A 25,297-nucleotide genomic window follows, 5' to 3' on the forward strand; every position below is an offset into this window, starting at 1 on the left:
TTGCTAGTCGCGGGCCGCGGTCAGGTGTTCCGCGTGCTCCTGGAGCGAACGCACTCCCACGTCCCCGTGGTTGAGGGCGTCGATGCCCTGGACGGCGGCGGCGAGGGCCTGGACGGTGGTCAGGCACGGGACGCTGCGGGCGACGGCCGCGGTGCGGATCTCGTAGCCGTCGAGGCGGCCGCCGGTGCCGTAGGGCGTGTTGACGATGAGGTCGACCTGGCCGTCGTGGATGAGCTGGACGATGGTCTTCTCACCCGCGGGCCCCTCGCCCTCGGACTGCTTGCGCACGACGGTGGCGTTGATGCCGTTGCGCTTGAGGACCTCGGCGGTGCCGGAGGTGGCGAGCAGTTCGAAGCCGTGCGCGACGAGCTCCCGGGCCGGGAAGATCATCGAGCGCTTGTCGCGGTTGGCGACCGAGATGAACGCGCGTCCCTTGGTCGGCAGCGGTCCGTAGGCCCCGGCCTGCGACTTGGCGTAGGCGGTGCCGAAGACGGAGTCGATGCCCATGACCTCGCCGGTGGAGCGCATCTCCGGGCCGAGCACGGTGTCGACGCCGCGCCCGTGGATGTCGCGGAAGCGGCTCCAGGGCATCACGGCCTCCTTCACCGAGATCGGCGCGTCCAGCGGCAGGGTGCCGCCGTCGCCGTTCCTCGGCAGCAGGCCCTCCTCGCGCAGCTCGGCGATGGTGGCGCCCAGGCTGATGCGGGCGGCGGCCTTCGCCAGCGGCACCGCGGTGGCCTTGGAGGTGAAGGGCACCGTGCGCGAGGCGCGCGGGTTGGCCTCCAGGACGTAGAGGATGTCCCCGGCCATCGCGAACTGGATGTTGATCAGGCCGCGCACCCCGACGCCCTTGGCGATGGCCTCGGTGGAGGCGCGCAGGCGCTTGATGTCGAAGCCGCCCAGCGTGATCGGGGGCAGCGCGCACGCGGAGTCGCCGGAGTGGATACCGGCCTCCTCGATGTGCTCCATGACCCCGCCGAGGTAGAGCTCGGTGCCGTCGTAGAGGGCGTCCACGTCGATCTCGATGGCGTCGTCGAGGAAGCGGTCGACCAGGACCGGACGGGTCGGGGAGATCTCGGTGGACTCCGCGATGTAGGACTCCAGGCGCGTCTCGTCGTAGACGATCTCCATCCCTCGTCCGCCGAGCACGTACGAGGGCCGGACCAGGACCGGGTAGCCGATCTCGTCCGCGATGGCCTTCGCACCCGCGAAGGTGGTGGCGGTGCCGTGCTTGGGTGCGGGCAGGCCCGCCTCGGCCAGGACCTGGCCGAAGGCGCCGCGGTCCTCGGCGGCGTGGATGGCCTCCGGCGGGGTGCCGACCACGGGCACGCCGTTGTCCTTGAGCGCCTGGGCGAGCCCGAGCGGGGTCTGGCCGCCGAGCTGGACCACCACACCCGCCACCGGACCGGCCAGCGTCTCCGCGTGGACGATCTCCAGCACGTCCTCCAGCGTCAGCGGCTCGAAGTAGAGGCGGTCGGAGGTGTCGTAGTCGGTGGAGACGGTCTCGGGGTTGCAGTTGACCATCACCGTCTCGTAGCCCGCCTCGCTCAGCGCGAAGGAGGCGTGGACACAGGAGTAGTCGAACTCGATGCCCTGGCCGATGCGGTTGGGCCCCGAGCCCAGGATGATCACCGCGGGCTTCTCGCGCGGCGCGACCTCGCACTCCTCGTCGTAGGAGGAGTAGAAGTACGGGGTCTTCGCGGCGAACTCGGCCGCGCAGGTGTCGACCGTCTTGTAGACCGGGCGCACCCCCAACGCGTGGCGCACCTCGCGCACCACGTCCTCGCGCAGGCCCCGGATCCCGGCGATCTGGGCGTCGGAGAAGCCGTGCCGCTTGGCCTCGGCCAGCAGGGCGGGCTCCAGCTTGTCGGCGGCGGCGAGCTCGTCGGCGATCTCCTTGATGAGGAAGAGCTGGTCGACGAACCACGGGTCGATCTTCGTGGCGTCGAAGACCTCCTCGGGGGTGGCGCCCGCGCGGATGGCCTGCATGACGGTGTTGATCCGCCCGTCGGTCGGCCGTACCGCCTCTTCCAGGAGGAGCTTCTTGTCACCGGGCTCACCGGTGAAGGTGAACTGGCTGCCCTTCTTCTCCAGCGAGCGCAGCGCCTTCTGCAGGGCCTCGGTGAAGTTCCGCCCGATCGCCATCGCCTCGCCCACCGACTTCATGGTGGTCGTCAGTGTGGAGTCGGCGGAGGGGAACTTCTCGAAGGCGAACCGCGGGGCCTTCACCACGACGTAGTCGAGGGTCGGCTCGAAGGAGGCCGGGGTCTTCTCCGTGATGTCGTTGGGGATCTCGTCCAGCGTGTAACCGACGGCCAGCTTCGCGGCGATCTTCGCGATCGGGAAACCGGTGGCCTTCGACGCCAGCGCGGAGGAGCGCGACACACGGGGGTTCATCTCGATGACGATGATCCGGCCGTCGTCCGGGTTCACCGCGAACTGGATGTTGCAGCCGCCGGTGTCCACACCGACCTCGCGGATGATCGCGATACCGATGTCCCGCAGCCGCTGGTACTCGCGGTCGGTCAGCGTCATCGACGGCGCCACCGTGATCGAGTCACCGGTGTGCACGCCCATCGGGTCGAAGTTCTCGATGGAGCAGACGACCACGACATTGTCGTTCCTGTCGCGCATCAGCTCCAGCTCGTACTCCTTCCAGCCCAGGATCGACTCCTCCAGGAGCACCTCGGTGGTCGGCGACAGCGTCAGGCCCTGGCCCGCGATACGGCGCAGCTCCTCCTCGTCGTGCGCGAAGCCGGAGCCGGCGCCGCCCATGGTGAAGGAGGGACGCACCACGACCGGGTAGCCGCCGAGCGTCTCCACGCCCTTGAGGACGTCGTCCATGGAGTGGCAGATCACCGAACGGGCCGACTCGCCGTAGCCGATCTTGGCCTTGACGGCCTCGACGACGCCCTTGAACAGGTCGCGGTCCTCGCCCTTGTTGATCGCCTCGACGTTGGCGCCGATCAGCTCGACACCGTACTTCTCCAGCACACCCTGCTCGTGCATGGAGATCGCCGTGTTCAGCGCGGTCTGGCCGCCCAGGGTGGGCAGCAGCGCGTCGGGACGCTCCTTGGCGATGATCTTCTCGACGAACTCGGGCGTGATCGGCTCGACGTAGGTGGCGTCGGCGATCTCCGGGTCGGTCATGATCGTGGCCGGGTTGGAGTTGACCAGGATGACCCGCAGGCCCTCGGCCTTCAGGACCCGGCAGGCCTGGGTGCCGGAGTAGTCGAACTCCGCGGCCTGGCCGATGACGATCGGGCCGGAGCCGATGACCAGGACGGACTGGATATCGGTGCGCTTAGGCACGCTGGCCCTCCATGAGCTGGACGAAGCGGTCGAAGAGGTAGGCGGCGTCGTGCGGGCCCGCCGCGGCTTCGGGGTGGTACTGGACGCTGAAGGCCGGCTGGTCGAGCAGCTGGAGGCCCTCCACCACGTTGTCGTTCAGACAGACGTGGGAGACCTCGGCGCGGCCGAAGGGGGTCTGGGAGACCTGGTCGAGCGGGGCGTCGACGGCGAATCCGTGGTTGTGCGCGGTGACCTCGACCTTGCCGGTCGTACGGTCCTGCACGGGCTGGTTGATGCCGCGGTGGCCGTACTTCAGCTTGTACGTGCCGAAGCCGAGCGCGCGGCCCAGGATCTGGTTGCCGAAGCAGATGCCGAAGAGCGGGGTCCGGCGCTCCAGGACGGCGCGCATCACGGACACCGGGCCGTCGGCGGTGGACGGGTCGCCGGGGCCGTTGGAGAAGAAGACGCCGTCGGGGTTGACCGCGTAGACGTCCTCGGCCGTGGCGGTGGCGGGCAGCACGTGCACCTCGATGCCGCGTTCGGCCATCCGGTGCGGGGTCATGCCCTTGATGCCGAGGTCGACGGCGGCCACGGTGAACTTCTTCTCGCCGATCGCCGGGACGACGTAACTCTCCTTGGTGGCGACCTCGGCCGCGAGGTCGGCGCCCGACATCTCGGGAGCCTGGCGGACCTCGGCGAGCATGGTGCCCTCGTCGGGCAGCGCGTTGCCGGAGAAGATGCCGACGCGCATCGCGCCGCGCTCGCGCAGATGGCGGGTGAGCGCGCGGGTGTCGATGCCGGAGATCCCGACGACGCCCTGCTCGCGCAGCTCCTCGTCGAGCGAGCGCCTGGCGCGCCAGTTGGAGGAGACGCGGGCGGGGTCGCGCACGACGTAGCCGGCGACCCAGATGCGCCGGGACTCGGGGTCCTCGTCGTTGACGCCGGTGTTGCCGATGTGCGGCGCGGTCATCACGACGACCTGGCGGTGGTACGACGGGTCGGTGAGGGTCTCCTGGTAGCCGGTCATGCCGGTGGAGAACACGGCCTCGCCGAAGGTCACCCCCACGGCCCCGTAGGCACGGCCGTGGAAGGTACGGCCGTCCTCCAGGACGAGTACTGCGGGAGCCTGGGCTCCTGGGGTGGAGGTCGTCATCGTGCGGCGCCTTCCGTCGTGGTGGTGGGGTGGTTCATGGAGTTGATGGCCTCGATCCAGGCGGCGTGCTCGGACGCCCGGTCGGAGCGGAAGCCGGAGTCGATCAACTTGTCGCCGTGGGCCCAGGTGACGACCAGCAGGCCGCCCTCCGGGAGCACCTTTCCGGCGATGGCCTTCTCGGACCGGGCCCCGCGCAGTGCGGCGGCCGGGATGAAGAAGTCGTTCGCCCCGGGGCGTACGACGTTCACTCCCTCGGCCGTCAGGGTGAGCTCGGCCTTGCTGCGCACACCCAGACCGTGCGCGACGATCCGGTCGAGCCACTGCCCGGCCGTGGTGGAGCCGTGGTAGCGGCCGCTCATGCCGAGTGTCGCCGGGCCGGTGGCCTTCGGCACGGCGGGAAGCTCCGGCAGGTCCGACTGGAGGGTGCCGCGCCACTTCCAGCCCTGGCGCATCAGCCAGTAGACGAAGCCGATGAAGATCAGCACGCCGACGACCCAGGCGATCCGGGCCCCCCAGTGCGTCACCTCGGCCGACTTCTGCTCCGCGGCCAGTGCCGCCCCGCCGAGATTGAAGAGTGCAGGTGTCATGCCAGCTTCCCGTCCGCGACCGTCGCCCTGCCCCGCAGGAAGGTGTGGGTGACGCGACCCGGCAGCTCACGGCCCTCGTAGGGGGTGTTGCGGCTGCGGGAGGCGAAGCCCGCGGGGTTCACCGGGCCACGGTATGCCGGATCGACCAGCGTCAGGTTGGCGGGCTCGCCTGCCGAGACGGGACGGCCGTGGTCCTCGGCGCCGCCGATCCGGGCGGGCTTGAACGACATCCGCTCGGCGACGTCCGCCCAGTTCATCAGGCCGGAGTCGACCATGGTGTGCTGGACGACCGAGAGCGCGGTCTCCAGGCCCACCATGCCCATGGCGGCCGCGGCCCACTCGCAGTCCTTGTCCTCGTGCGGGTGCGGGGCGTGGTCGGTGGCGACGATGTCGATGGTGCCGTCCGCGAGCGCCTCGCGCAGCGCCATGACGTCGGCCTCGGTGCGCAGCGGCGGGTTCACCTTGTAGACCGGGTTGTACGAGCGGACCAGCTCGTCGGTGAGGAGCAGGTGGTGCGGGGTGACCTCGGCGGTGACGTCGATGCCGCGCGACTTGGCCCAGCGAACGATCTCGACCGAGCCGGCCGTGGAGAGGTGGCAGATGTGCACCCGGGAGCCGACGTGCTCGGCGAGCAGCACATCGCGCGCGATGATCGACTCCTCGGCGACCGCGGGCCAGCCGCCCAGGCCCAGCTCGGCGGAGACGACGCCCTCGTTCATCTGGGCGCCCTCGGTCAGCCGCGGCTCCTGGGCGTGCTGGGCGACGACACCGCCGAAGGCCTTCACGTACTCCAGGGCGCGGCGCATGATCACGGCGTCGTCGACGCACTTGCCGTCGTCGGAGAAGACGGTGACCCCGGCGGCCGAGTCGTGCATGGCACCCAGCTCGGCCAGCTGCTTGCCCTCCAGGCCCACGGTGACGGCGCCGATGGGCTGCACGTCGCAGTAGCCGTGCTCGCGGCCGAGCCGCCAGACCTGCTCGACGACGCCCGCGGTGTCGGCGACGGGGAAGGTGTTGGCCATGGCGAAGACCGAGGTGTAGCCGCCGCGGGCGGCGGCCCGGGTGCCGGTGAGGACCGTCTCGGAGTCCTCGCGGCCGGGCTCGCGCAGATGGGTGTGGAGGTCGACGAGACCGGGGAGCAGGATCTGCCCGTCGGCCTCGATCACTCGGGCGCCCTCGCCGGAGAGCCCGGTGCCGACGGCGGCGATGGTCTCGCCGTCGATCAGGACGTCCTGGACCTCGCCGCCCAGCACCTGCGCACCGCGGATGAGGATCTTGCTCATGATTACTTGGTCTCCGAATCGACGGGGCGGGCGTGGCTGACGGCGGGCTCGTTGCCGCCCAGGAGCAGATAGAGGACGGCCATCCGGGTGTGGACGCCGTTGGCGACCTGCTCGACGACGGTGCAGCGGTCGGAGTCGGCGACCTCGGCGGTGATCTCCATGCCGCGGACCATCGGACCGGGGTGCATCACGATGCCGTGCTCGGGCATCCTCGCCATCCGCTCGCCGTCCAGGCCGTACCGCCGCGAGTACTCGCGCTCGGTCGGGAAGAAGGCGGCGTTCATCCGCTCTCGCTGCACACGCAGCATCATCACCGCGTCCGACTTCGGCAGCACGCTGTCGAGGTCGTAGGAGACGTCGCAGGTCCAGTGGTCCACGCCCACCGGCAGCAGCGTGGGCGGGGCCACCAGGGTGACCTCGGCGCCCAGGGTGTGCAGCAGGTCCACGTTGGAGCGGGCCACCCGGCTGTGCAGCACGTCGCCGACGAGGGTGATGCGCTTGCCGGCCAGGTCCTGGCCGAGGCCCGCGTCCCGGCCGACCAGGCGGCGGCGCATGGTGAAGGCGTCGAGCAGGGCCTGGGTGGGGTGCTGGTGGGTGCCGTCGCCGGCGTTGATGACGGTCGCGTCGATCCAGTCGGAGGTGGCGAGCCGGTAGGGCGCGCCCGAGGCGCCGTGCCGGATGACGACGGCGTCGACGCCCATCGCCTCCAGGGTCTGCGCGGTGTCCTTGAGCGACTCGCCCTTGGAGACCGAGGAGCCCTTGGCGGTGAAGTTGATGACGTCCGCGGACAGGCGCTTCTCGGCGGCCTCGAAGGAGATCCGGGTGCGCGTGGAGTCCTCGAAGAAGAGGTTGACGACGGTACGGCCGCGCAGGGTGGGCAGCTTCTTGATCGGCCGGTCGGCGACCCGGGCCATCTCTTCGGCGGTGTCGAGGATGAGCACGGCGTCGTCGCGGGTGAGATCGGCGGCCGAGATGAGGTGACGCTTCATCTGGTTTCTTCTCCAGGAGGGTGGAGGTTCGGGCGTGCGGGCGCGCGGCAGTACCGCACGGGCCGGTGCGGCCCGAACTCCGTGCGGAGGTGGACTACTGCTCGCCGGCCGGGGCGGTCCGCTTGGCACCGAGCAGCACGGCGTCGCGGCCGTCCTCCTCGGCGAGCAGGACCTTGACCGTCTCCCGCAGCGACGTCGGGAGGTTCTTGCCGACGTAGTCGGCGCGGATCGGGAGTTCGCGGTGGCCGCGGTCGACGAGGACCGCGAGCTGCACGGCGCGCGGGCGTCCGATGTCGTTCAGCGCGTCGAGCGCGGCGCGGATGGTGCGGCCGGAGAAGAGCACGTCGTCGACGAGGACGACCAGCTTGCCGTCGAGGCCGTCCCCGGGGATCTCGGTGCGGGCCAGCGCGCGCGGCGGGTGCATGCGCAGGTCGTCGCGGTACATGGTGATGTCGAGGGAGCCGACCGGGATCTTTCCGGCGGTGATCTCTTCGAGCTTGTCGGCGAGCCTGCGGGCGAGGAAGACGCCCCGGGTGGGGATGCCGAGCAGGACCACGTCGTCGGCGCCCTTGGCGCGTTCGACGATCTCGTGGGCGATACGGGTCAGTACCCGCGCGATGTCGGGGCCCTCGAGAACCGGGCGCGCCGCATCGGAGTCATGCGTGTCCATACGAAACGGACCTCCTTCTCCGCCTCACGGGACGGACCTTAAAGGACGTCGGAATTACTCCGTCCACGGTACCAGGGCCACAGGCCGCCCACACACGGGGCTGTCACCCGTCTGGGGTGGGGGTATGGACCATTCGGCTTGACGCAGCCAAGTAACGCTGCGTAACCTCACAGTGAGTTACCAGCCACGCGGCCGAGCCGCACGTTGTCACAGCGTCCGGGGAGCTATATGTCCAGCGAATACGCAAAACAGCTCGGGGCCAAGCTCCGCGCCATCCGCACCCAGCAGGGCCTGTCCCTCCATGGTGTGGAGGAGAAGTCCCAGGGCCGCTGGAAGGCCGTCGTGGTCGGGTCGTACGAGCGCGGCGACCGCGCCGTGACCGTGCAGCGCCTCGCCGAGCTCGCGGACTTCTACGGGGTCCCGGTGCAGGAGCTGCTGCCCGGCACCACGCCCGGCGGGGCCGCCGAGCCGCCGCCGAAGCTCGTGCTCGACCTGGAGCGCCTCGCGCACGTCCCGCCGGAGAAGGCGGGCCCCCTGCAGAGGTACGCGGCGACGATCCAGTCGCAGCGCGGCGACTACAACGGCAAGGTGCTGTCGATCCGTCAGGACGACCTGCGCACCCTCGCCGTGATCTACGACCAGTCGCCCTCGGTCCTCACCGAGCAGCTGATCAGCTGGGGCGTGCTGGACGCGGACGCGCGCCGCGCGGTCGCCCACGAGGACAACTGACGCCCGCGACCCCTCAGCAGAAACGTGCCGCCGCCGGGCCGGCCGGGACCTTCGAGGTCCCGGCCGGCCCGGCGTCGTCTTCTCCGCCCGGTGGGCCGCGGATCCGTCCGGGCATGACGAAGGGGCCCGCTGTACGCACGTACAGCGGGCCCCTTCGTGTGCCGGGCGGCGGCGGGGACTAGGCGTCCCGGCGAAGGCTCGGCTTGAGGTCCTTGAAGCGGGCCAGCAGCCCGTTCACGAAGGCCGGGGAGTCGTCCGTGGAGAACTCCTTCGCCAGCTGCACCGCCTCGTCGATGGCGACGGCGTCGGGCGTCTCGTCCTCCCAGACCAGCTCGTACGTCCCGAGCCGGAGGATGTTCCGGTCGACGACCGGCATCCGGTCGAGCGTCCAGTCGACGGAGTACGTGGAGATGAGGTCGTCGATGCGCTCGACGTACTGCGCGTACCCCTCGACGAGCTGCATCGTGTACTCGTTGACCGGCGGCTGACGGTCGTCCGACCGCGAGTGGCGCACCCAGTCCGCAAGGACCGTCTGCACGGACTCGCCGCGCTGGTCGGCCTCGAAGAGGATCTGGAAGGCGCGCTTGCGCGCCTTGTTCCGGGCAGCCACGGTTAGCTGTTCACCCGGCCGAGGTAGTCGCTCGTACGGGTGTCGACCTTGATCTTCTCGCCGGTGGTGATGAAGAGCGGGACCTGGATCTGGTGGCCGGTCTCCAGGGTGGCGGGCTTGGTGCCGCCGGTGGAGCGGTCACCCTGGACGCCGGGCTCGGTCTCCTGGATGGTCAGCTCGACGGCGGCCGGGAGCTCGACGTAGAGCACCTCGCCCTCGTGCTGGGCCACGGAGGCGGTGAAGCCCTCGATCAGGAAGTTGGCGGCGTCGCCGACGGACTTGCGGTCGACCATCAGCTGGTCGTACGTGTCCATGTCCATGAAGACGAAGTACTCGCCGTCCATGTACGAGAACTGCATGTCGCGGCGGTCGATGGTGGCCGTCTCGACCTTCACACCGGCGTTGAAGGTCTTGTCGACGACCTTCCCGGAGAGCACGTTCTTGAGCTTGGTGCGCACGAAGGCAGGGCCCTTGCCGGGCTTGACGTGCTGGAACTCGACGACGGACCAGAGCTGGCCCCCGTCGAGCTTGAGCACCATGCCGTTCTTGAGGTCGTTCGTGGAAGCCACGGTTGCGGAATCTCCTGGACTGAAGCTGGTGGGACCGAGGGTGCGCGGCACAGCCGGGCTAGAGCGCGAGCAGCTCCTTGGTCGTGATGGTGAGTAGCTCTGGCCCGCCGTCCGCCTCGGGGCGGACGACGAGCGTGTCATCGATTCGGACACCACCCCGGCCCGGGAGGTGGACCCCCGGTTCGACGGTGACCGGCACGCAAGCGTCCAGTTTACCCATGGCTCCAGGTGCGAGCTGCGGGTCCTCACTGATTTCGAGGCCGACACCGTGTCCGGTGCACGCTCCCAGGCCCTCCGCGTGGCCCGCCGCGTCCAGCACCTGACGCGCCGCACGGTCCACCGCGCGGTACTCGGCGCCGGGGACCAGCGCCTCCCGCCCGGCCCGCTGAGCGGCGAAGACGACGTCGTAGAGCTCGATCTGCCAGTCCGCGGGCGTCGTCCCGATGACGAACGTACGGCCGATCTCGCAGCGGTAGCCGCGGTAGGTGGCGCCCAGGCAGACCGAGAGGAAATCGCCTTCCTCGACCCGTCGGTCCGAGGGCCGGTGGCCGCCGCGGCCGGAGTTGGGGCCGGTGCCCACGGAGGTGCTGAAGGCGGGACCGTCGGCCCCGTGGTCGACCAGGCGGCGCTCCAGCTCCAGGGCGAGGTGGCGCTCGGTGCGGCCGACCAGGATCGACTCCAGGAGCTCACCGAGGGCCTGGTCGGCGATCTCGGCCGCGATGCGCAGGCACGCGATCTCCTCCTCGTCCTTGACCAGCCGCTTCTGCTCGACCGCTCCCCCGACGTCGTGGAGGAGCAGCCGGGGCGCGACCGAGCCGATCGCCCGGTGCCGGGCAACCGTGAGGTCGTGCTCCTCGACACTGAGGGAGTCGGCTCCGCCGGCCTGGGCGAGGTCGGCCGCCGCCACCGCCGGGTCTCCCGAGGGCGTGGGCAGCACGGTGACCCGCAGCAGCTCGTCGAGCCGCCCCTCCACGAGGTCGCCGGTGGGCGTACGGGGGCAGAGCAGGACGTCCTCGGCGGGGCCGAGCAGCAGGACGGCCCCGGGCGGGGCGCCGCCCGCGAGATAGCGGACGTTCGCGGGGCGCGAGACCAGTGCGGCCGCGCTGCCGGCGGCGGCGCAGCGGTCGCGCAGCCAGCCTCGGCGGAGCCCATACACCTCTGACATGCGACGAGCGTATGAGGGGGCCCGGGGGTGTGCCGGATGTGCGCGTCCGACCGGGGGGCCAACGCGTCCGCAGCCGGTGGGGCCGGTCGCGGACGCGCGGCGGAGCCGCACGCGCCACGGTCCCGCGCCCCCGGGCGGCCGCCTCCCTCACCAGCTCGGCGGGCTCGCGATCGCTCGTGCCAGGACGTCGTCCAGGAGACGGGCCGTGGTGGGGACGTCGTACTGGGAGTTGTCGATGATGGGCAGGCCCGAGCCGTACCAGCCCGCCATGCGGCCGTGGATGCCCGCCACCTCCTCGTCCGAGAGGCGGCGGTTGCCGGAGCGCTCGGCGTTGCGCTCCAGGACGATGTCCAGGCCGGGGAGCAGGACCACCGGGAGCAGGCCGGGGCCGACGTGGCGCTTCCAGCCGCCGAGGCCGACGACCGGGCGGTCGGGGAAGACCGCGTCGTCGAGGATGCAGGAGATGCCGTTGGCCAGGAAGTTCCGCGCGGCGAAGCCGCAGGTGCGGCGGGCCAGGCGGTACTGCGCCTCGGAGTGGTCGTTCCAGCCCGCCTGCGGGTCGGCGAAGCCCGCGCAGACCCATTCGCGCACGTCGTCGAGGCTGATGTGGGCGGTGGGGACGCGGCGGTGCTGGGCCCAGTAGCGGGCGACCGTGGTCTTGCCCGCGCCCGCCGGGCCTATCAGCAGCACCGCGAGCGTGGTGACGCCGGTGCCCTCGGGGGCCTGCGGCAGCGGGACGGGGCCGCCCGGCGGCAGCGCGACGTGCCCGGTGGTGTCCCGGGACGGGGGCGGGGCCTGCTGGGGCGCCGGGGCGTGCCAGCCCGGGGCCGGTGGCGGCGGACCGGGGACGGGCGGCGGCTGGGCGCCGGGGGCGGGGGGCTGGTGGGCACCCGGGGCCGCGGGCCCGCCGAGGGGGGCCGCGGGCTGATGGGCGGCGAAGGCCCAGTCGGCCACGGGGCCGCGCCCCGGGGCGTGGGGCGGCGGAAGCGGCGCTCCCGCTTCGTGCTGCATCCGGTGCCACTCCGTCTCGTACAAGGCAACTGGCGCTGGTGTGACGCCCGTCGGGCGTCCGGTCCAGAACCGTACCTCCCCCGGCCGTCGCAGTGTGAACGGCCGGGGTGCGGCGAAGGTGCCCGGTCAGCCGCCGAGTTCGCCGGAGAGCTCGTCGGCGAGCGCGCGCAGGGCCAGCCGGTAGGAGCCGATGCCGAAGCCCGCGACCGTGCCGCTGGCCACGGCCGCCACCACGGAGGTGTGGCGGAACTCCTCCCGGGTGTACGGGTTCGAGATGTGCACCTCGATGAGCGGGGCGGTGCGCTGGGCGGCCGCGTCGCGCATTCCGTACGAATAGTGGGTGAACGCGCCCGGGTTGAGAACGACCGGAATCCTTCCGTCGGCAGCCTCGTGGAGCCAGCGGATCATGTCGCCCTCGTCGTTGGTCTCGCGGACCTCCACGTCCAGGCCGAGCTCCTTGCCGAGGCCCTCGCAGACCTCGACGAGACCGGCGTACGTCGTCGCCCCGTACACATCCGGCTCCCGCGAACCGAGGCGGCCCAGATTGGGGCCGTTGAGCACCAGGACGCGGCGGCTCACGAGGACACCTCGCCGTACGCGGCGAGCAGCACCGCGGGGTCAGGGCCCTCCAGGACCGTGGGCTTGGCGAGGCCGTCCAGGACGATGAAGCGCAGCAGGTTGCCCCGGGACTTCTTGTCCAGCTTCATGTTCTCGACCAGCTTGGGCCACTGGTCGCCGCGGTAGGTGAGCGGCAGGCCCACCGACTGAAGGATGGAGCGGTGCCGGTCGGCCGTGGCGTCGTCGAGGCGCCCGGCGAGACGGCCCAGCTCGGCCGCGAAGACCATGCCGACGGAGACGGCGGCGCCGTGGCGCCACTTGTAGCGCTCGTTCTTCTCGATGGCGTGCGCGAGGGTGTGCCCGTAGTTGAGGATCTCGCGCAGCCCCGACTCCTTGAGGTCGCTCGAGACGACCTCGGCCTTCACCCGGATCGCGCGCTCGATCAGCTCGGCCGTGTGGGGGCCCTCGGGGGTGCGGGCGCCCGCCGGGTCGGCCTCGATCAGGTCGAGGATGACCGGGTCGGAGATGAAACCGGCCTTGATGACCTCGGCCATGCCGGAGACGAAGTCGTGGACCGGCAGCGAGTCCAGCGCGGCGAGGTCGCACAGGACACCCACGGGCGGGTGGAACGCGCCCACCAGGTTCTTGCCTTCGGCGGTGTTGATGCCGGTCTTGCCGCCCACGGCGGCGTCGACCATCCCCAGCACGGTGGTCGGGACCGAGATCCAGCGCACCCCGCGCAGCCAGGTCGCCGCGACGAACCCGGCGAGGTCGGTGGTGGCGCCGCCGCCGACGCCGACGACGGCGTCGGTGCGGGTGAAGCCGGACTGGCCGAGCGCCTTCCAGCAGTAGGCGGCGACCTCGTAGGTCTTGGCCTCCTCGGCGTTGGGCACCTGGATGGCGATGGCCTCGTAGCCCTGCGCGGCCAGGTCCTCGCGGATGGCGTCGCCGGTGCCGGCCAGCGCCTCCGGGTGGATGACGGCGACCTTGCGGGCCGCGGGGCCGATCAGCCCGGCCAGTTCGGCGAGGAGGTTGCGGCCGACGAGCACGTCGTACGGGTCCGTCCCGGCGGTGGCGCCGACGTGGATCCGGGTGGGTGCCTGCTCGCTCATGCGGATTTCAGCTCCAGTGCGTCGAGGACCGCCTGGGCGACCTCTTCGGGGGTACGGGCGTCGGTCTCGACGACGACCCGGGCGACTTCGGTGTACAGATGGCGCCGCGCTTCCATCAGCTCGCGCCACTGGCGGCGCGGGTTGACGGCGAGGAGCGGGCGGGCGGTGTTGAGGCCGACCCGCTTCACCGCCTCCTCGACGTCCATGGACAGATAGACGACCGGCAGACCGGTCAGCAGCGCGCGCGTGGAGGCGTCCAGGACGGCGCCGCCACCGAGGGCGAGCACACCGGTGTGCTCGGCGAGCGCGGCGCGCACCGCCTCCCGCTCCAGCTCGCGGAAGTGCGGCTCGCCCTCGTCGACGAAGATGTCGGCGATCGGACGGCCCTGGGCGGCCACGATGTCGGCGTCGGTGTCCCGGTAGGGCGCGCCGAGCCGCTCGGCGAGCAGCGTGCCCACGGTGGACTTGCCGGAGCCCATCGGCCCGACCAGGACGACCAGCGGAGCGGTGCTCACCGGATCTGGAGGTTGTCGAGGTAGGACCGGACGTTGCGGCGGGTCTCGGGGACCGAGTCACCGCCGAACTTCTCCGCCACCGCGTCCGCGAGGACGAGCGCCACCATGGCCTCGGCCACGATCCCGGCGGCGGGCACCGCGCACACGTCCGAGCGCTGGTGGTGCGCCTTGGCGGCCTCGCCGGTCACCACGTCGATGGTGGCCAAAGCGCGGGGCACGGTCGCGATCGGCTTCATGGCGGCGCGCACGCGCAGCAGCTCGCCGGTGGTCAGGCCGCCCTCCGTGCCGCCCGCGCGGCCCGAGGTGCGCTTGACGCCGTCGGCGGTCCGCACGATCTCGTCGTGCGCCTGGGAGCCGGGGACGCGGGCCAGGTCGAACCCGTCGCCGACCTCGACGCCCTTGATCGCCTGGATGCCCATCAGGGCGGCGGCGAGACGGGCGTCCAGACGCCGGTCCCAGTGCACGTGCGAACCGAGACCCACCGGCACGCCGTACGCCAGGACCTCGACCACACCGCCGAGGGTGTCCCCGTCCTTGTGGGCCTGGTCGATCTCGGCGACCATCGCCTTCGACGCGTCCGCGTCCAGGCAGCGCACCGGGTCGGCGTCCAGCTTCTCGACGTCGGCCGGGGTGGGGTAGACGCCGTACGGAGCCTTCGCGGACGCAAGTTCGACCACGTGCGAGACGACCTCGATACCGGCCGTCTCCTTCAGGTAGGAGCGGGCCACCGCGCCCAGGGCGACGCGGGCGGCGGTCTCCCGGGCGCTGGCGCGCTCCAGGATCGGGCGCGCCTCGTCGAAGCCGTACTTCTGCATGCCCGCCAGGTCCGCGTGGCCCGGCCGGGGGCGCGTCAGCGGCGCGTTGCGGGCGAGGTCGGCGAGGACCTGCGGGTCCACGGGATCGGCCGACATGACCTGCTCCCACTTGGGCCACTCGGTGTTGCCCACCATGATCGCGACGGGCGAGCCCATCGACAGGCCGTGGCGGACGCCGCCGAGGAAGGTGACCTCGTCGCGCTCGAACTTCATCCGCGCGCCGCGTCCATAGCCGAGGCGGCGCCGGGCCAGGTGGTCCGCCACCATCTCCGTGGTGATCGGGACGCCGGCCGGAAGGCCTTCCAGCGTCGCCACCAGTGCGGGGCCGTGCGACTCTCCCGCGGTCAGCCAGCGCAACCTGCTCAACGGTGCTCCTCTTGCTCTCGCGCCTTCGAACTGCGACGGCGCGGCCGGGTGCGCGGCCCCGGCCCGCCTCCCCTGATCCTCCCATGTCCGGTGCGCCGCCCTGGCCGACCGTCCAGCCAACGGACGCCTCTTCGTCAGGTGCGGGGGCGTCGTGGCTGGTCGCGCCCACGCGGCGGAGCCGCAACTGTCACAGCCCCGCGCCCTGAAGGGGCGCACCGCAGCCGGTGGGAGCGCCCCGGCCGTACGAGCGGAGGACCTCAGCGGGCCGCCAGCGCCGCCTCGCCCGCCTCGCGCATGACCGCCAGCGGGGCCTTCGCCACGCCGGTCATCTGCTCCACCTGGAGCACGGCCTGGTGCACCAGGAGGTCGAGGCCGCCCACGACCGCTCCCCCGCGCCCGGCCCAGGCCGCCGCCAGCGGGGTGGGCCAGGGGTCGTAGAGGACGTCGAAGAGGGTGCCTGGCCGCTCGGGCACGGCCGCCGCGAGCGCGTCGGTGGTGCCCGCCGGGGTGGTGGCGACGACCAGCGGCGCCGCGAAGGCCTCGGCCGCGTCCGCCCAGTCGGCGGTGCGCACGGCCACATTGAGCCGCTCGCCCCAGCCCCGCATCTCCTCGGCCCGGGCGGCGCTGCGCACGTACGCGGTGACCTCCCCCGTACAGATCCGGGCGAGGGCGGCGAGCGCGGAGGAGGCGGTGGCGCCCGCGCCGAGCACGGCGGCCGAGCCGACCCGCTCGACCCCGCGCTCGCGCAGGGCGGCGAGCATGCCGGGGATGTCGGTGTTGTCGCCGTAGCGGCGCCCGTCGGCGGTGAGGACGACGGTGTTGACCGCCTCCACCGAGGAGGCGGTGTCGCTGATGCCGTCGAGCAGCGGGATGACCGCCCGCTTCAGCGGCATGGTGAGCGAGAACCCCGCCCACGACCGGTCGAGCCCGCCGAGGAAGCCGGGCAGCGCCGCCTCGTCCACCTCGAAGCGGTCGTACGACCAGTGGGCGAGGCCGAGTTCCCGGTAGGCGGCGCGGTGCAGCACCGGGGAGAGCGAGTGCGCGATGGGCGATCCCAGTACGGCCGCCCGTCGCGCACCGCTCTCCTGGCTCGTGGAGCTCACTGGCCGGCTTTCTCCTCTTCGTACTTCCTGCGGTTCTGCTCGTGCTCTTCGTTGGTGACCGCGAACAGCGTCTTGTCCTCGGTGACGGAGACGAAGTAGTACCACGGGCCGGGCGTCGGGTTGAGCGCCGAGTGCAGCGCGGACTCACCGGGGTTGCCGATGGGACCGGGCGGCAGGCCGTGGATGTAGTACGTGTTGTACGGGTGCTTGAAGTCCCGCAGGTGCTTGACCGCGCCGATGTCCAGGGTCGACTGGCTCTTGGCGTAGTTGACCGTGGAGTCGAAGTCGAGCAGGCCGTAGGTCTCGGTGTTGTTGGGCTTGAGGCGGTTGTAGACGACCCGCGCGACCTTGTCGAAGTCGTGCTTGTACTTGCCCTCCGCCTGGACCAGGCTCGCGACCGTGATGAGCTGGAGCGGCGACTTCAGGCCGAGCTTGGAGGCCATGCCCTTCAGGTCGACCTTGCCGTACTCGGTGTTGGCACGCGCGACCATCTTGCGCAGCACGTCCTCGGGCTTGGTGCCCTTGGCGACCGGGTAGCTGGCCGGGTAGAGGAACCCTTCCAGCGGGTCCTGGATGTCCTTGTTGTCGTTCGCCCAGTCGGGCAGGCCGAGCTTCTTGGCCTGGCTGGCGGCGACACCCTTGGTCGTGCCCGCCTTCAGCTCCAGGCGCTTGTCGATCTGCTCGTAGACCCAGGCATTGCGTTTGCCCTCGGGAATGATGAGGTTGTTGCGGCTGGCGGGGTTGAGCATGGCCGCGACCGCGTTGGCCGCCGACATCCCCTTGTTCAGGGTGTAGACGCCGGCCTGGAGGGTCTTGCCCTTGGGGTTCTCGTTCTGCGCGGAGACGAAGGCGCCCTGGCTCTTGACCACTCCGGCCTTGGCCAGGATGCTGCCGATCTCGTAGCCGCCGGCGCCCTGCGGGATCTCCACCTGGACGGGGGTGGAGCCGGTGCCCACGTAGTCGGGGGCCGCGCCGAACTTCTTCTGCCAGAACTGGTAGCCGAAGTACCCCGCGCCGCCCACGCCGAGCGAGAAGACGACCACGAGCACCAGGCAGGCGCGCCCGCTCTTGCCCTTCTTCTTGCTCTTGCCCCGGCGGTCACGGCCGCCGCCGCCGCGCCGCGAGCGCGGCTCGTCGTCGTCCTCGTCGGACCCGGGCCCGGACCTGTCACCGTCACCGTCGCTGAAGAAGGGGTGGTTCTCCTCCTCCGGCTCCTGCTCCTCGGGGTTCCACTCGGGTGCCTGCCCGGGGACCGTCCGCCGCTGCCCGGGGGGCTGCGGCGGCGGATACGCCTCGGGGGTGCCGTAGTGGTCCTGGGTCTCGGTGCCGTAGCCCGGGTAGCTCTCGGGCTGCTGGCCCGCGTAGGGCATGGCCGCCTGCTGGTCGGTGTCCCAACCCGCGTGGTACTGGACCTGCTGGGCGTACTGCTGCTCCTGCGGGTAGCCCTGCTGGGGCTGTTCGCCGTAGTGCGGTTGGCCGTAGGACTCCTGCGGCTGCTGCGCGTACTGCTGCTGGTGCTGGTCCTGCTGAGGATGCTGCTGGTGCTGGTGTGACGGGTTCTGCTGATGCTGCTGATGCTGCTGGTGGGCGTACTGCTGCCCGCCCTGCTGGTCGACGTACGGAGCCTGACCGGGCGCGGTCTGCTGCGCGCCCCACCCCTGGTCCCCGTAGAGGGGATCCTCGGGATGCCACGGTTCGGAGCCTGCGCCCCGGCCATACTCAGTCATCGGTCCCCTAGAGCCGCGAGGCATCCGGACGGTCCGCCTCTTTTGCTGTGCGGCTGCTGTTCGAATGTCGCCGCATCGCGCGGAACGTTACCGTATCGCGATCAGATAACCACTTCGACGCCCTCGCCGGGCGGCCGTCCTGACACCCGTTCGGCCTCAAGCGCGGTCTGCAGAATGATGACCGCGGCGGCCTGGTCGATGACCGACCTGCCCTTTTTGGCCTTCACCCCGGAGGCGCGCAGCCCCTGGGTGGCGGTGACCGTCGTCATACGCTCGTCGACCAGCCGGACCGGCACCGGGGCGATGCCCTTCGCCAGTTCGTGGGCGAACTTGCGCACCTTGACGGCCGCCGGGCCCTCGCCCCCGCTGAGGGAGCGAGGCAGCCCCAGGACGACCTCGATGGGCTCGTACTCCTCGACGAGTTGGCGCAACCGCCGGTGGGCGGCCGGGACATCACGTCCCGGCACGGTCTCCACCGGCGTGGCGAGGACCCCGTCGGGGTCGCACGAGGCGACCCCGATCCGGGCGTCCCCGACGTCGACCGCGAGGCGTCGTCCGCGTCGCATCAGACGGTCTCGCCGACCTGGCGCTCGACGGCGTCGATGGCGTCACCGACCGCGTCCGGGTTCTGGCCGCCGCCCTGGGCGACGTCCGGCTTGCCGCCACCGCCGCCGCCGAGGGTCTTGGCGGCGGTACGCACCAGCTCACCGGCCTTGAGACCGCGCTCGCGGGCGGCCTCGTTGGTGGCGATGACCGTCACCGGACGCCCGTTCGCCGTGCTGAACAGAGCCACCACGGCCGGGCGGTCCGAGGAGATGCGGCCGCGCACGTCGAGGACGAGCTTGCGCAGGTCGTCGGCGGAGGTGCCGTCCGGCACCTGGCCGGTGACCAGGGCGACGCCCCGGACGTCCTTGGCACCCTCGGCGAGCCCGGCGGCGGCCTGGAGCACCTTCTCGGCGCGGAACTTCTCGATCTCCTTCTCGGCGTCCTTCAGCTTGCCGAGCATGGTGGAGATCTTCTCCGGAAGCTCCTCGGGACGGCCCTTGACCAGCTCCTGGAGCTGGGCGACGACCGTGTGCTCGCGGGCGAGGAAGTTGTACGCGTCCACGCCGACCAGGGCCTCGATACGGCGCACGCCGGAGCCGATGGACGACTCGCCGAGCAGCTTCACCAGGCCCAGCTGGGCGGTGTTGTGGACGTGCGTGCCGCCACAGAGCTCCTTGGAGAAGTCCCCGATGGTGACCACGCGCACGCGCTCGCCGTACTTCTCGCCGAACTCGGCGATGGCGCCCTGCTTCTTGGCCTCGTCGATCGACATGACCTCGGCCTGGACGTCCAGCTCCCGGGCGAGCACCTCGTTGATCTTCTGCTCGACGTCGGTGAGGACCGTGCCGGGGACGGCGGCGGGCGAGCCGAAGTCGAAGCGGAAGCGGCCCGGCGAGTTCTCCGAGCCGGCCTGGGCGGCCGTCGGGCCGAGCGCGTCGCGCAGGGCCTGGTGGGTGAGGTGCGTGGCGGAGTGGGCGCGGGCGATGGCGCGCCGGCGCCGGGTGTCGATGACGGCGTAGGCAGAGGCGCCGAGGGTGACCTCGCCGACCTGGACGACGCCCTTGTGGACGTGGACGCCCGGGACCGGCTTCTGCACGTCGCGGACCTCGATGACCGCGCCGCTGTCGAGCTTGATGCGGCCCTGGTCGGCCTGCTGGCCGCCGCCCTCGGCGTAGAAGGGGGTGCGGTCGAGGACGACCTCGACCTCGTCGCCCTCGGAGGCGGCCGGCGAGGGCACGCCGTCGACGAGCAGACCGACGACCCTCGACTCGTTCTCGGTGAGCGTGTAGCCGGTGAAGTCGGTCTCGCCGGAGCTGTCGGCCACCTCGCGGTAGGCGGACAGGTCGGCGTGACCGGTCTTCTTGGCCTTGGCGTCGGCCTTGGCCCGCTCGCGCTGCTCCTTCATCAGACGGCGGAAGCCGTCCTCGTCGACCGAGAGGCCCTGTTCGGCGGCCATCTCCAGGGTGAGGTCGATCGGGAAGCCCCACGTGTCGTGGAGCAGGAACGCCTTCTCACCGGCGAGGACCGTGCCGCCGCCCGCCTTGGTCTCGGTGACGGCGGTGTCCAGGATGTTGGTGCCGCCCTTGAGGGCCTTGAGGAAGGCGGCCTCCTCGGCGAGCGCGACCGTCTCGATGCGCTTGCGGTCGGTGATCAGCTCCGGGTACTGCTGCCCCATCGTGTCGATCACGACGTCGATGAGCTCCTGGACGACCGGGCCGGTGGCGCCCATCAGGCGCATGTTGCGGATCGCGCGGCGCATGATGCGGCGCAGCACATAGCCGCGGCCCTCGTTGCCGGGGGTCACCCCGTCGCCGATGAGCATCACGGAGGTACGGATGTGGTCGGCCACCACCCGCATGGAGACGTCGGTGTCGTGCTTGTCGCCGTAGCGCACACCGGTGAGCTCGGTGGCCTTGTCCATGACCACGCGCAGGGTGTCGGTCTCGTACATGTTCTGTACGCCCTGAAGGATCATGGCGAGTCGTTCGAGGCCGAGACCGGTGTCGATGTTCTTCGACGGGAGGTCACCGAGGATCGGGAAGTCCTCCTTGCCGTCGCCGGCGCCCCGCTCGTACTGCATGAAGACCAGGTTCCAGATCTCCACGTACCGCTCGTCGTTGACGGCCGGGCCGCCCTCGACGCCGAACTCGGGGCCGCGGTCGTAGTTGATCTCGGAGCAGGGGCCGCAGGGGCCGGGGACGCCCATGGACCAGAAGTTGTCCTTCTTGCCCAGGCGCTGGATGCGCTCGGCAGGGACGCCGATCTTCTCGCGCCAGATCCGCTCGGCCTCGTCGTCGTCTAGGTAGACGGTGATCCAGAGCTTCTCCGGCTCCAGGCCGAAGCCGCCGTCGGCCACGGGGCTGGTCAGCAGCTCCCAGGCCAGCTCGATGGCGCCTTCCTTGAAGTAGTCGCCGAAGGAGAAGTTGCCGCACATCTGGAAGAACGTGCCGTGGCGGGTGGTCTTGCCGACCTCTTCGATGTCCGGGGTGCGCACGCACTTCTGCACGCTGGTGGCGCGCGGCGCGGGCGGCTTGGTCTCGCCCAGGAAGTACGGCTTGAACGGCACCATGCCCGCGTTGACCAGGAGCAGAGTCGGGTCGTCCGCGATGAGCGACGCCGAAGGGACGACGGTGTGACCGCGCTCCTCGAAGAAGCTCAGCCAGCGGCGGCGGATTTCAGCCGACTCCATCAGTGGTCCTCATTCCGGTTGTACGAGATCTTCTTGTAGGAGATCTTCGGGTTCTGCTGGTTGGGTTGGTCGATGGCCGCGAGGCGGCGCTGCGCCGGGAGTTCGCGCACGTTGGAGGCGTTCAGGCCGAGCGCGTCGTGGAGTTCCGACTCCCGCTGCGCCATGCCGGCCTTCACGTCGAGCGCGAAGTCCTTGAGCCGGTGGCCCGCCTCGATCGCCTTCTCGGCGGTGCGCGCGGCCAGCGACTCGGGGGTCAGCTGCTTCAGCTTCCGGTTGACCTTGGTGGTGGCCCACACACCGGCCGCGGCGCCCGTGGTGAACCAGAACGTACGGCGGAACATCGCAGCCTCAGCCCTTTCGCTTCCTCCGCCGCGCGGACGGCAGAGTCCGCCCGACGATCACCGTACGCGGCGGCTCGGCGGGCCCGGTTTTCCGTCCGATGGCCCGGCGCACGCCGTACCCGAAGGCCGCGACCTTCACCAGCGGGCCGCCGAAGGTCGAGGCGACCGTGGTGGAGAGCGCCGAGGCGTTGGAGGTGACCTCCTGGACGTCCGAGGCGATCGCGTCGACCCGGTCCAGCTGGGTCTGCGCCGAGCGCACCGCCGTCGAGGCGTCCGCGAGCAGCGGGACGGCCTGCTCGGTCACCTCGGCCACCAGCTTGGTCGTCGCCTTCAGCGTCTGGGCCAGCCTCACGAGGACTACGGCGAGGAAGGACACCAGGATCGCCCAGAAGACGGCCACCAGGATCCCGGCCACCTCTCCACCGGACACTTCGCACCGCTCCCTGCGCATCGACCGTCGGACAAGAAAAGTTGTCCCCCGACCCTATCGCGCCGAGGGTCTTGCCCCCTACCGCATTCGGGGCGGGCGCGAGCGGAGTCCGGTCACCCGCTTGTACGCACCGCTCACCCTTGAGTACTCTGCGTGTCCCATGCGCTCCCCTGTGCCCTCAGAGCTGAACCGCTTCGTCGGGCGAGAACGTGAACTGGCCGCGCTGCACGGGCTGCTGGCCGAGGCGCGGCTGACCACCGTGGTCGGCGTCGGCGGCGTCGGCAAGACGCGGCTGGCGCTGCGCGCCGCCGCCACCGCGGCCGCGCAGGAACGCTACTGCGACGGGGTCGGGCCCGCGGACCTGTCCACGGTCACCGACCCGGACCTGCTCGACCACGCGGTGGTGGAGGCGCTCGGCCTCACCGACCACACCAGCCGCCCGCCCCGCCGCATCCTCCTGGACCACCTCGCCGACCGCACCCTGCTGCTGGTCCTGGACGGTTTCGAGCAGGTCGTGGACGCCTGCGCGGAGCTGGTGGACGCGCTGCTGCGCCACTGCCCGGGGCTGCGGGTGCTCGCCGCCGGGCGGCTGCCGCTGCGGCTGGCCGGGGAACGGCTGCTGGCACTGGCGCCGATGGACGACGAGGACGCGGTGGCGCTCTTCGCCGACCGGGCCGCCGCGGTCCGCGGCGGTTCCGCCCTCACCGACGGGTCGGGCGCGGCCGCCCTGGAGCTGTGCCGCAGGCTCGACGGGATCCCGCTCGCCCTGGAGCTGGCGGCCGGACGGCTGGGCGCGCTGTCGGTGGAGCAGGTGCTGCGCCGCCTCGACGACCGGTTCCGGCTGCTGACCGGTGGCGGGCGCGGGGCGCCGGCGCGCCACCAGACCCTGCGCACCACGATCGGCTGGAGCCACGAGCTGTGCACCCCGGCCCAGCGGCTGCTGTGGGCCCGGCTCTCGGTGTTCGCCGGGCAGTTCGACCTGGAGGCCGTCGAGTACATCTGCGTCGGCCCGGAGTTGCCGCCGGAGTCCGTGCTCGACGTGCTCCAGGAGCTCCTGGACCACTCGCTGGTGGTGCGCGAGGACGGCCCGGCGGGGGTGCGCTACCGGATGCTCGACACCGTACGGGAGTACGGCGCCGACTGGCTGGCGGCGACCGGGGACGCCGAGCGGCTGCGCCGGCGCCACCGTGACTGGTACCTGGGGCTCGCCACCTGGTGCGAGCTGGACTGGTTCAGCCCGCGCCAGGCGGAGGTCGCGGTGCGGGTGGAGGCGGATCTGCCCAATCTGCGGGCCGCGATGGACCACTCGCTCGGCTGCGGGCAGGACATCCGGCTGGCCCGCTACCTGGCGGCCACGCTCTGGTTCTGCTGGGTGGGCTGCGGGCGGCTGGCCGAGGGCGCGCACTGGCTGGCGCTGGCCCTGGAGGCCGAGGGCGGCGACCACGACGGCGCCCGGCTCAAGGCGCTGTGGGTGTTCGGCTACGTCTCGGTGCTGCGCGGCGACACGGCGGCGGCGATCGCGGCCCTGCACGAGTGCCGCGAGGAGGCCGAGCGCACCGGTGACCTGGCGGCGCGCGCGTACGCGGTGCACCGCACGGGCTGTCTGGCGCTGGTCTCGGACGACATGCCGAGGGCCGAGGAGCTGCTGCGGTCGGCGCTCGCCCAGTACGAGGAGATCGGCGAACTCAACAGCAACGTCCTGATGGCCCGGGTCGAGCTGGCGATGGCGGTGGCCTTCCTCGGGCATCTGGGGGAGGCCGTGGTGATGTGCGAGCAGGTGGTGGAGGTCTGCGAGGACCACGGCGAGCGCTGGGCCAGGGCGTACGCGCTCTATGTCCTCGCCTACGCGGCCTGGCACGGCAAGGATCTGGGCCGGGCGCGGGCGCTGCTCGGCGAGTGCCTGGAGATCGACCACGCCTTCCACGACCTGCTGGGCACGGTGCTGGCGCTGGAGCTGATGGCGCTGGTCACGGTGGACGGCGGCGATCCGGCGGAGGCGGCCGTGCTCCAGGGGGCGGCGGAGGGGATCTGGCCGTCGGTGGGGCTGCCGCTGTTCGGCTCGGAGTCCTTCAACGCCGCCCATGTGCTGTGCGAGCAGCGGGCCCGGGAGCGCCTGGGCGAGGCGGCGTACGAGTCGTTCCGCCGCCGGGGCCGCGGTCTCGGCCTGGACGCGGCGGTGGCGCGGGCGCTGGCGGGCGCGGACGGCAGCGCCCCCGAGATGCCCGCGGCCCGGGAGGAGGCGGCCCCGAGAAAGCGAGAGCCCGCCGCCCCTCGCTCCGTACGGAGCGGGGAGACGGCGGGCCGCAGCGCGGAGCGCTGACTACCGCACCCGGATCAGCGGGCGTAGTACTCGACGACGAGCTGCTCGTCGCAGATGACCGGGATTTCCTTGCGGTTCGGGTCACGGTCCAGGCGGAAGGCCAGGGCCTTCAGGTTCACCTGGAGGTAGCGCGGGGTCTCGCCCTCGCCGGCGTAGCCACCCTCGCGGGCCACCTGGAAGGGGTGCTTCTCGCGGCTGCGCTCGCGCACGGTGATGACGTCGTCCGGACGGACACGGAACGACGGCTTGTCGACCTTGCCACCGTTGACCTCGATGTGGCCGTGGACGACCATCTGGCGGGCCTGGTAGATGGTGCGGGCGATGCCCGAACGCAGGACCAGGGCGTCGAGGCGGCGCTCGAGCTCGACGACCAGCGCCTCGCCCGTCTTGCCCTCGGCCTTCTTGGCGCGGTCGTAGGCACGCGCCATCTGACGCTCAGAGATGTCGTACTGGGCGCGCAGACGCTGCTTCTCGAGCAGACGGACCTTGTAGTCCGAGTTCTGCTTGCGGCCACGGCCGTGCTCGCCCGGCGGGTACGGACGGGCCTCGAAGTACTTGACGGCCTTCGGCGTCAGCGCGATACCGAGCGCACGGGACTTCTTGACCTTGGGACGCGACTGGTTAGGCACGTTCTCCAAACCTCCATGGTTGGGTTAGGTTAGGCTCACCTTACTCAAGGAGATCGTATGTCTCGTCCGGGGAACACCAGTCACATCAC

General features: G+C 71.4%; 23 protein-coding genes. 2 read left to right on the top strand and 21 right to left on the bottom strand.

Going from position 1 to position 25,297, the window contains the following annotated elements:
• Positions 1 to 3 precede the first annotated feature (3 nt).
• The 6 genes from carB to pyrR form a co-directional block, all read right to left on the bottom strand.
• Complete coding sequence (carB, locus tag ACZ4MU_RS14920) at positions 4 to 3,312, bottom strand: carbamoyl-phosphate synthase large subunit (protein ID WP_467875701.1); 3,309 nt, start codon at positions 3,310 to 3,312, stop codon at positions 4 to 6.
• Entirely contained in the window at positions 3,305 to 4,444 is a 1,140-nt protein-coding gene (gene carA / locus ACZ4MU_RS14925; RefSeq protein ID WP_467875703.1) for a glutamine-hydrolyzing carbamoyl-phosphate synthase small subunit, read from the bottom strand. The genes carB and carA overlap by 8 nt, the downstream gene beginning before the upstream one ends.
• Positions 4,441 to 5,031 carry a PH-like domain-containing protein gene (locus tag ACZ4MU_RS14930; RefSeq protein WP_467875706.1) on the bottom strand — a complete coding sequence of 197 codons (591 nt, stop codon included), beginning with the start codon at positions 5,029 to 5,031 and terminating at the stop codon, positions 4,441 to 4,443. The genes carA and ACZ4MU_RS14930 overlap by 4 nt, the downstream gene beginning before the upstream one ends.
• A complete protein-coding gene (locus ACZ4MU_RS14935; protein ID WP_467875709.1) occupies positions 5,028 to 6,314 on the bottom strand; it encodes a dihydroorotase in 1,287 nt (428 codons plus the stop codon). The genes ACZ4MU_RS14930 and ACZ4MU_RS14935 overlap by 4 nt, the downstream gene beginning before the upstream one ends.
• A gap of 2 nt (positions 6,315 to 6,316) precedes the next feature.
• Entirely contained in the window at positions 6,317 to 7,303 is a 987-nt protein-coding gene (locus ACZ4MU_RS14940; protein ID WP_358834421.1) for an aspartate carbamoyltransferase catalytic subunit, read from the bottom strand.
• A 94-nt stretch (positions 7,304 to 7,397) separates the two neighbouring features.
• Entirely contained in the window at positions 7,398 to 7,973 is a 576-nt protein-coding gene (gene pyrR, locus ACZ4MU_RS14945) for a bifunctional pyr operon transcriptional regulator/uracil phosphoribosyltransferase PyrR (protein WP_358834420.1), read from the bottom strand.
• Between the two features lie 228 nt (positions 7,974 to 8,201).
• Here pyrR and bldD point away from each other — a divergent pair, with 228 nt between their 5' ends.
• Entirely contained in the window at positions 8,202 to 8,702 is a 501-nt protein-coding gene (gene bldD, locus ACZ4MU_RS14950; protein ID WP_067155757.1) for a transcriptional regulator BldD, read from the top strand.
• A 178-nt stretch (positions 8,703 to 8,880) separates the two neighbouring features.
• Here bldD and nusB read toward each other — a convergent pair whose 3' ends face one another.
• The 14 genes from nusB to ACZ4MU_RS15020 all read right to left on the bottom strand — a co-directional run bounded on the left by nusB (position 8,881) and on the right by ACZ4MU_RS15020 (position 22,259).
• Entirely contained in the window at positions 8,881 to 9,312 is a 432-nt protein-coding gene (gene nusB, locus ACZ4MU_RS14955; RefSeq protein WP_467875713.1) for a transcription antitermination factor NusB, read from the bottom strand.
• Positions 9,313 to 9,314: 2 nt separating this feature from the next.
• The gene (efp, locus tag ACZ4MU_RS14960; protein ID WP_467875715.1) at positions 9,315 to 9,881 is read right to left on the bottom strand and encodes an elongation factor P; all 567 of its coding nucleotides are present in this window, start codon (positions 9,879 to 9,881) and stop codon (positions 9,315 to 9,317) included.
• 58 nt (positions 9,882 to 9,939) lie between these two features.
• Positions 9,940 to 11,046, bottom strand: coding sequence for a M24 family metallopeptidase (locus tag ACZ4MU_RS14965; protein WP_467875718.1), 1,107 nt, complete (start codon positions 11,044 to 11,046; stop codon positions 9,940 to 9,942).
• A gap of 147 nt (positions 11,047 to 11,193) precedes the next feature.
• Positions 11,194 to 12,057, bottom strand: coding sequence for a Pro-rich N-terminal domain-containing protein (locus ACZ4MU_RS14970; RefSeq protein ID WP_467875721.1), 864 nt, complete (start codon positions 12,055 to 12,057; stop codon positions 11,194 to 11,196).
• Between the two features lie 126 nt (positions 12,058 to 12,183).
• A complete protein-coding gene (gene aroQ / locus ACZ4MU_RS14975) occupies positions 12,184 to 12,636 on the bottom strand; it encodes a type II 3-dehydroquinate dehydratase (RefSeq protein WP_467875723.1) in 453 nt (150 codons plus the stop codon).
• Positions 12,633 to 13,727 carry a 3-dehydroquinate synthase gene (gene aroB / locus ACZ4MU_RS14980; RefSeq protein WP_467875725.1) on the bottom strand — a complete coding sequence of 365 codons (1,095 nt, stop codon included), beginning with the start codon at positions 13,725 to 13,727 and terminating at the stop codon, positions 12,633 to 12,635. Before aroB ends, aroQ begins: the two co-directional genes overlap by 4 nt.
• Positions 13,724 to 14,242 (bottom strand): shikimate kinase, encoded by a 519-nt coding sequence (locus ACZ4MU_RS14985; RefSeq protein WP_467875728.1) that lies wholly within the window; start codon positions 14,240 to 14,242, stop codon positions 13,724 to 13,726. The genes aroB and ACZ4MU_RS14985 overlap by 4 nt, the downstream gene beginning before the upstream one ends.
• Positions 14,239 to 15,423: a chorismate synthase gene (aroC, locus tag ACZ4MU_RS14990; RefSeq protein WP_467875730.1), complete on the bottom strand. Its 1,185-nt coding sequence runs from the start codon at positions 15,421 to 15,423 to the stop codon at positions 14,239 to 14,241. The genes ACZ4MU_RS14985 and aroC overlap by 4 nt, the downstream gene beginning before the upstream one ends.
• 257 nt (positions 15,424 to 15,680) lie before the next feature.
• The gene (locus ACZ4MU_RS14995) at positions 15,681 to 16,526 is read right to left on the bottom strand and encodes a shikimate dehydrogenase (protein ID WP_467875733.1); all 846 of its coding nucleotides are present in this window, start codon (positions 16,524 to 16,526) and stop codon (positions 15,681 to 15,683) included.
• Positions 16,523 to 18,253, bottom strand: coding sequence for an endolytic transglycosylase MltG (gene mltG, locus ACZ4MU_RS15000; protein ID WP_467875735.1), 1,731 nt, complete (start codon positions 18,251 to 18,253; stop codon positions 16,523 to 16,525). The genes ACZ4MU_RS14995 and mltG overlap by 4 nt, the downstream gene beginning before the upstream one ends.
• Before the next feature lie 101 nt (positions 18,254 to 18,354).
• Positions 18,355 to 18,819 carry a Holliday junction resolvase RuvX gene (gene ruvX / locus ACZ4MU_RS15005; RefSeq protein WP_467875738.1) on the bottom strand — a complete coding sequence of 155 codons (465 nt, stop codon included), beginning with the start codon at positions 18,817 to 18,819 and terminating at the stop codon, positions 18,355 to 18,357.
• Positions 18,819 to 21,488 (bottom strand): alanine--tRNA ligase, encoded by a 2,670-nt coding sequence (alaS, locus tag ACZ4MU_RS15010; RefSeq protein ID WP_467875741.1) that lies wholly within the window; start codon positions 21,486 to 21,488, stop codon positions 18,819 to 18,821. The genes ruvX and alaS overlap by 1 nt, the downstream gene beginning before the upstream one ends.
• Complete coding sequence (locus ACZ4MU_RS15015; RefSeq protein ID WP_467875743.1) at positions 21,488 to 21,829, bottom strand: DUF6167 family protein; 342 nt, start codon at positions 21,827 to 21,829, stop codon at positions 21,488 to 21,490. The genes alaS and ACZ4MU_RS15015 overlap by 1 nt, the downstream gene beginning before the upstream one ends.
• A 7-nt stretch (positions 21,830 to 21,836) precedes the next feature.
• On the bottom strand, positions 21,837 to 22,259 hold the full coding sequence (locus ACZ4MU_RS15020; RefSeq protein WP_358831893.1) for a DUF948 domain-containing protein: 423 nt from the start codon (positions 22,257 to 22,259) through the stop codon (positions 21,837 to 21,839).
• Between the two features lie 160 nt (positions 22,260 to 22,419).
• Between ACZ4MU_RS15020 and ACZ4MU_RS15025 the strand changes: the two genes are divergently transcribed.
• Complete coding sequence (locus ACZ4MU_RS15025; RefSeq protein WP_467875747.1) at positions 22,420 to 24,579, top strand: ATP-binding protein; 2,160 nt, start codon at positions 22,420 to 22,422, stop codon at positions 24,577 to 24,579.
• 14 nt (positions 24,580 to 24,593) lie between these two features.
• Here ACZ4MU_RS15025 and rpsD read toward each other — a convergent pair whose 3' ends face one another.
• Entirely contained in the window at positions 24,594 to 25,208 is a 615-nt protein-coding gene (rpsD, locus tag ACZ4MU_RS15030; protein ID WP_101392271.1) for a 30S ribosomal protein S4, read from the bottom strand.
• Between the last annotated feature and the right edge of the window lie 89 nt (positions 25,209 to 25,297).

The organism is Streptomyces sp. NPDC026377 (assembly GCF_055567715.1).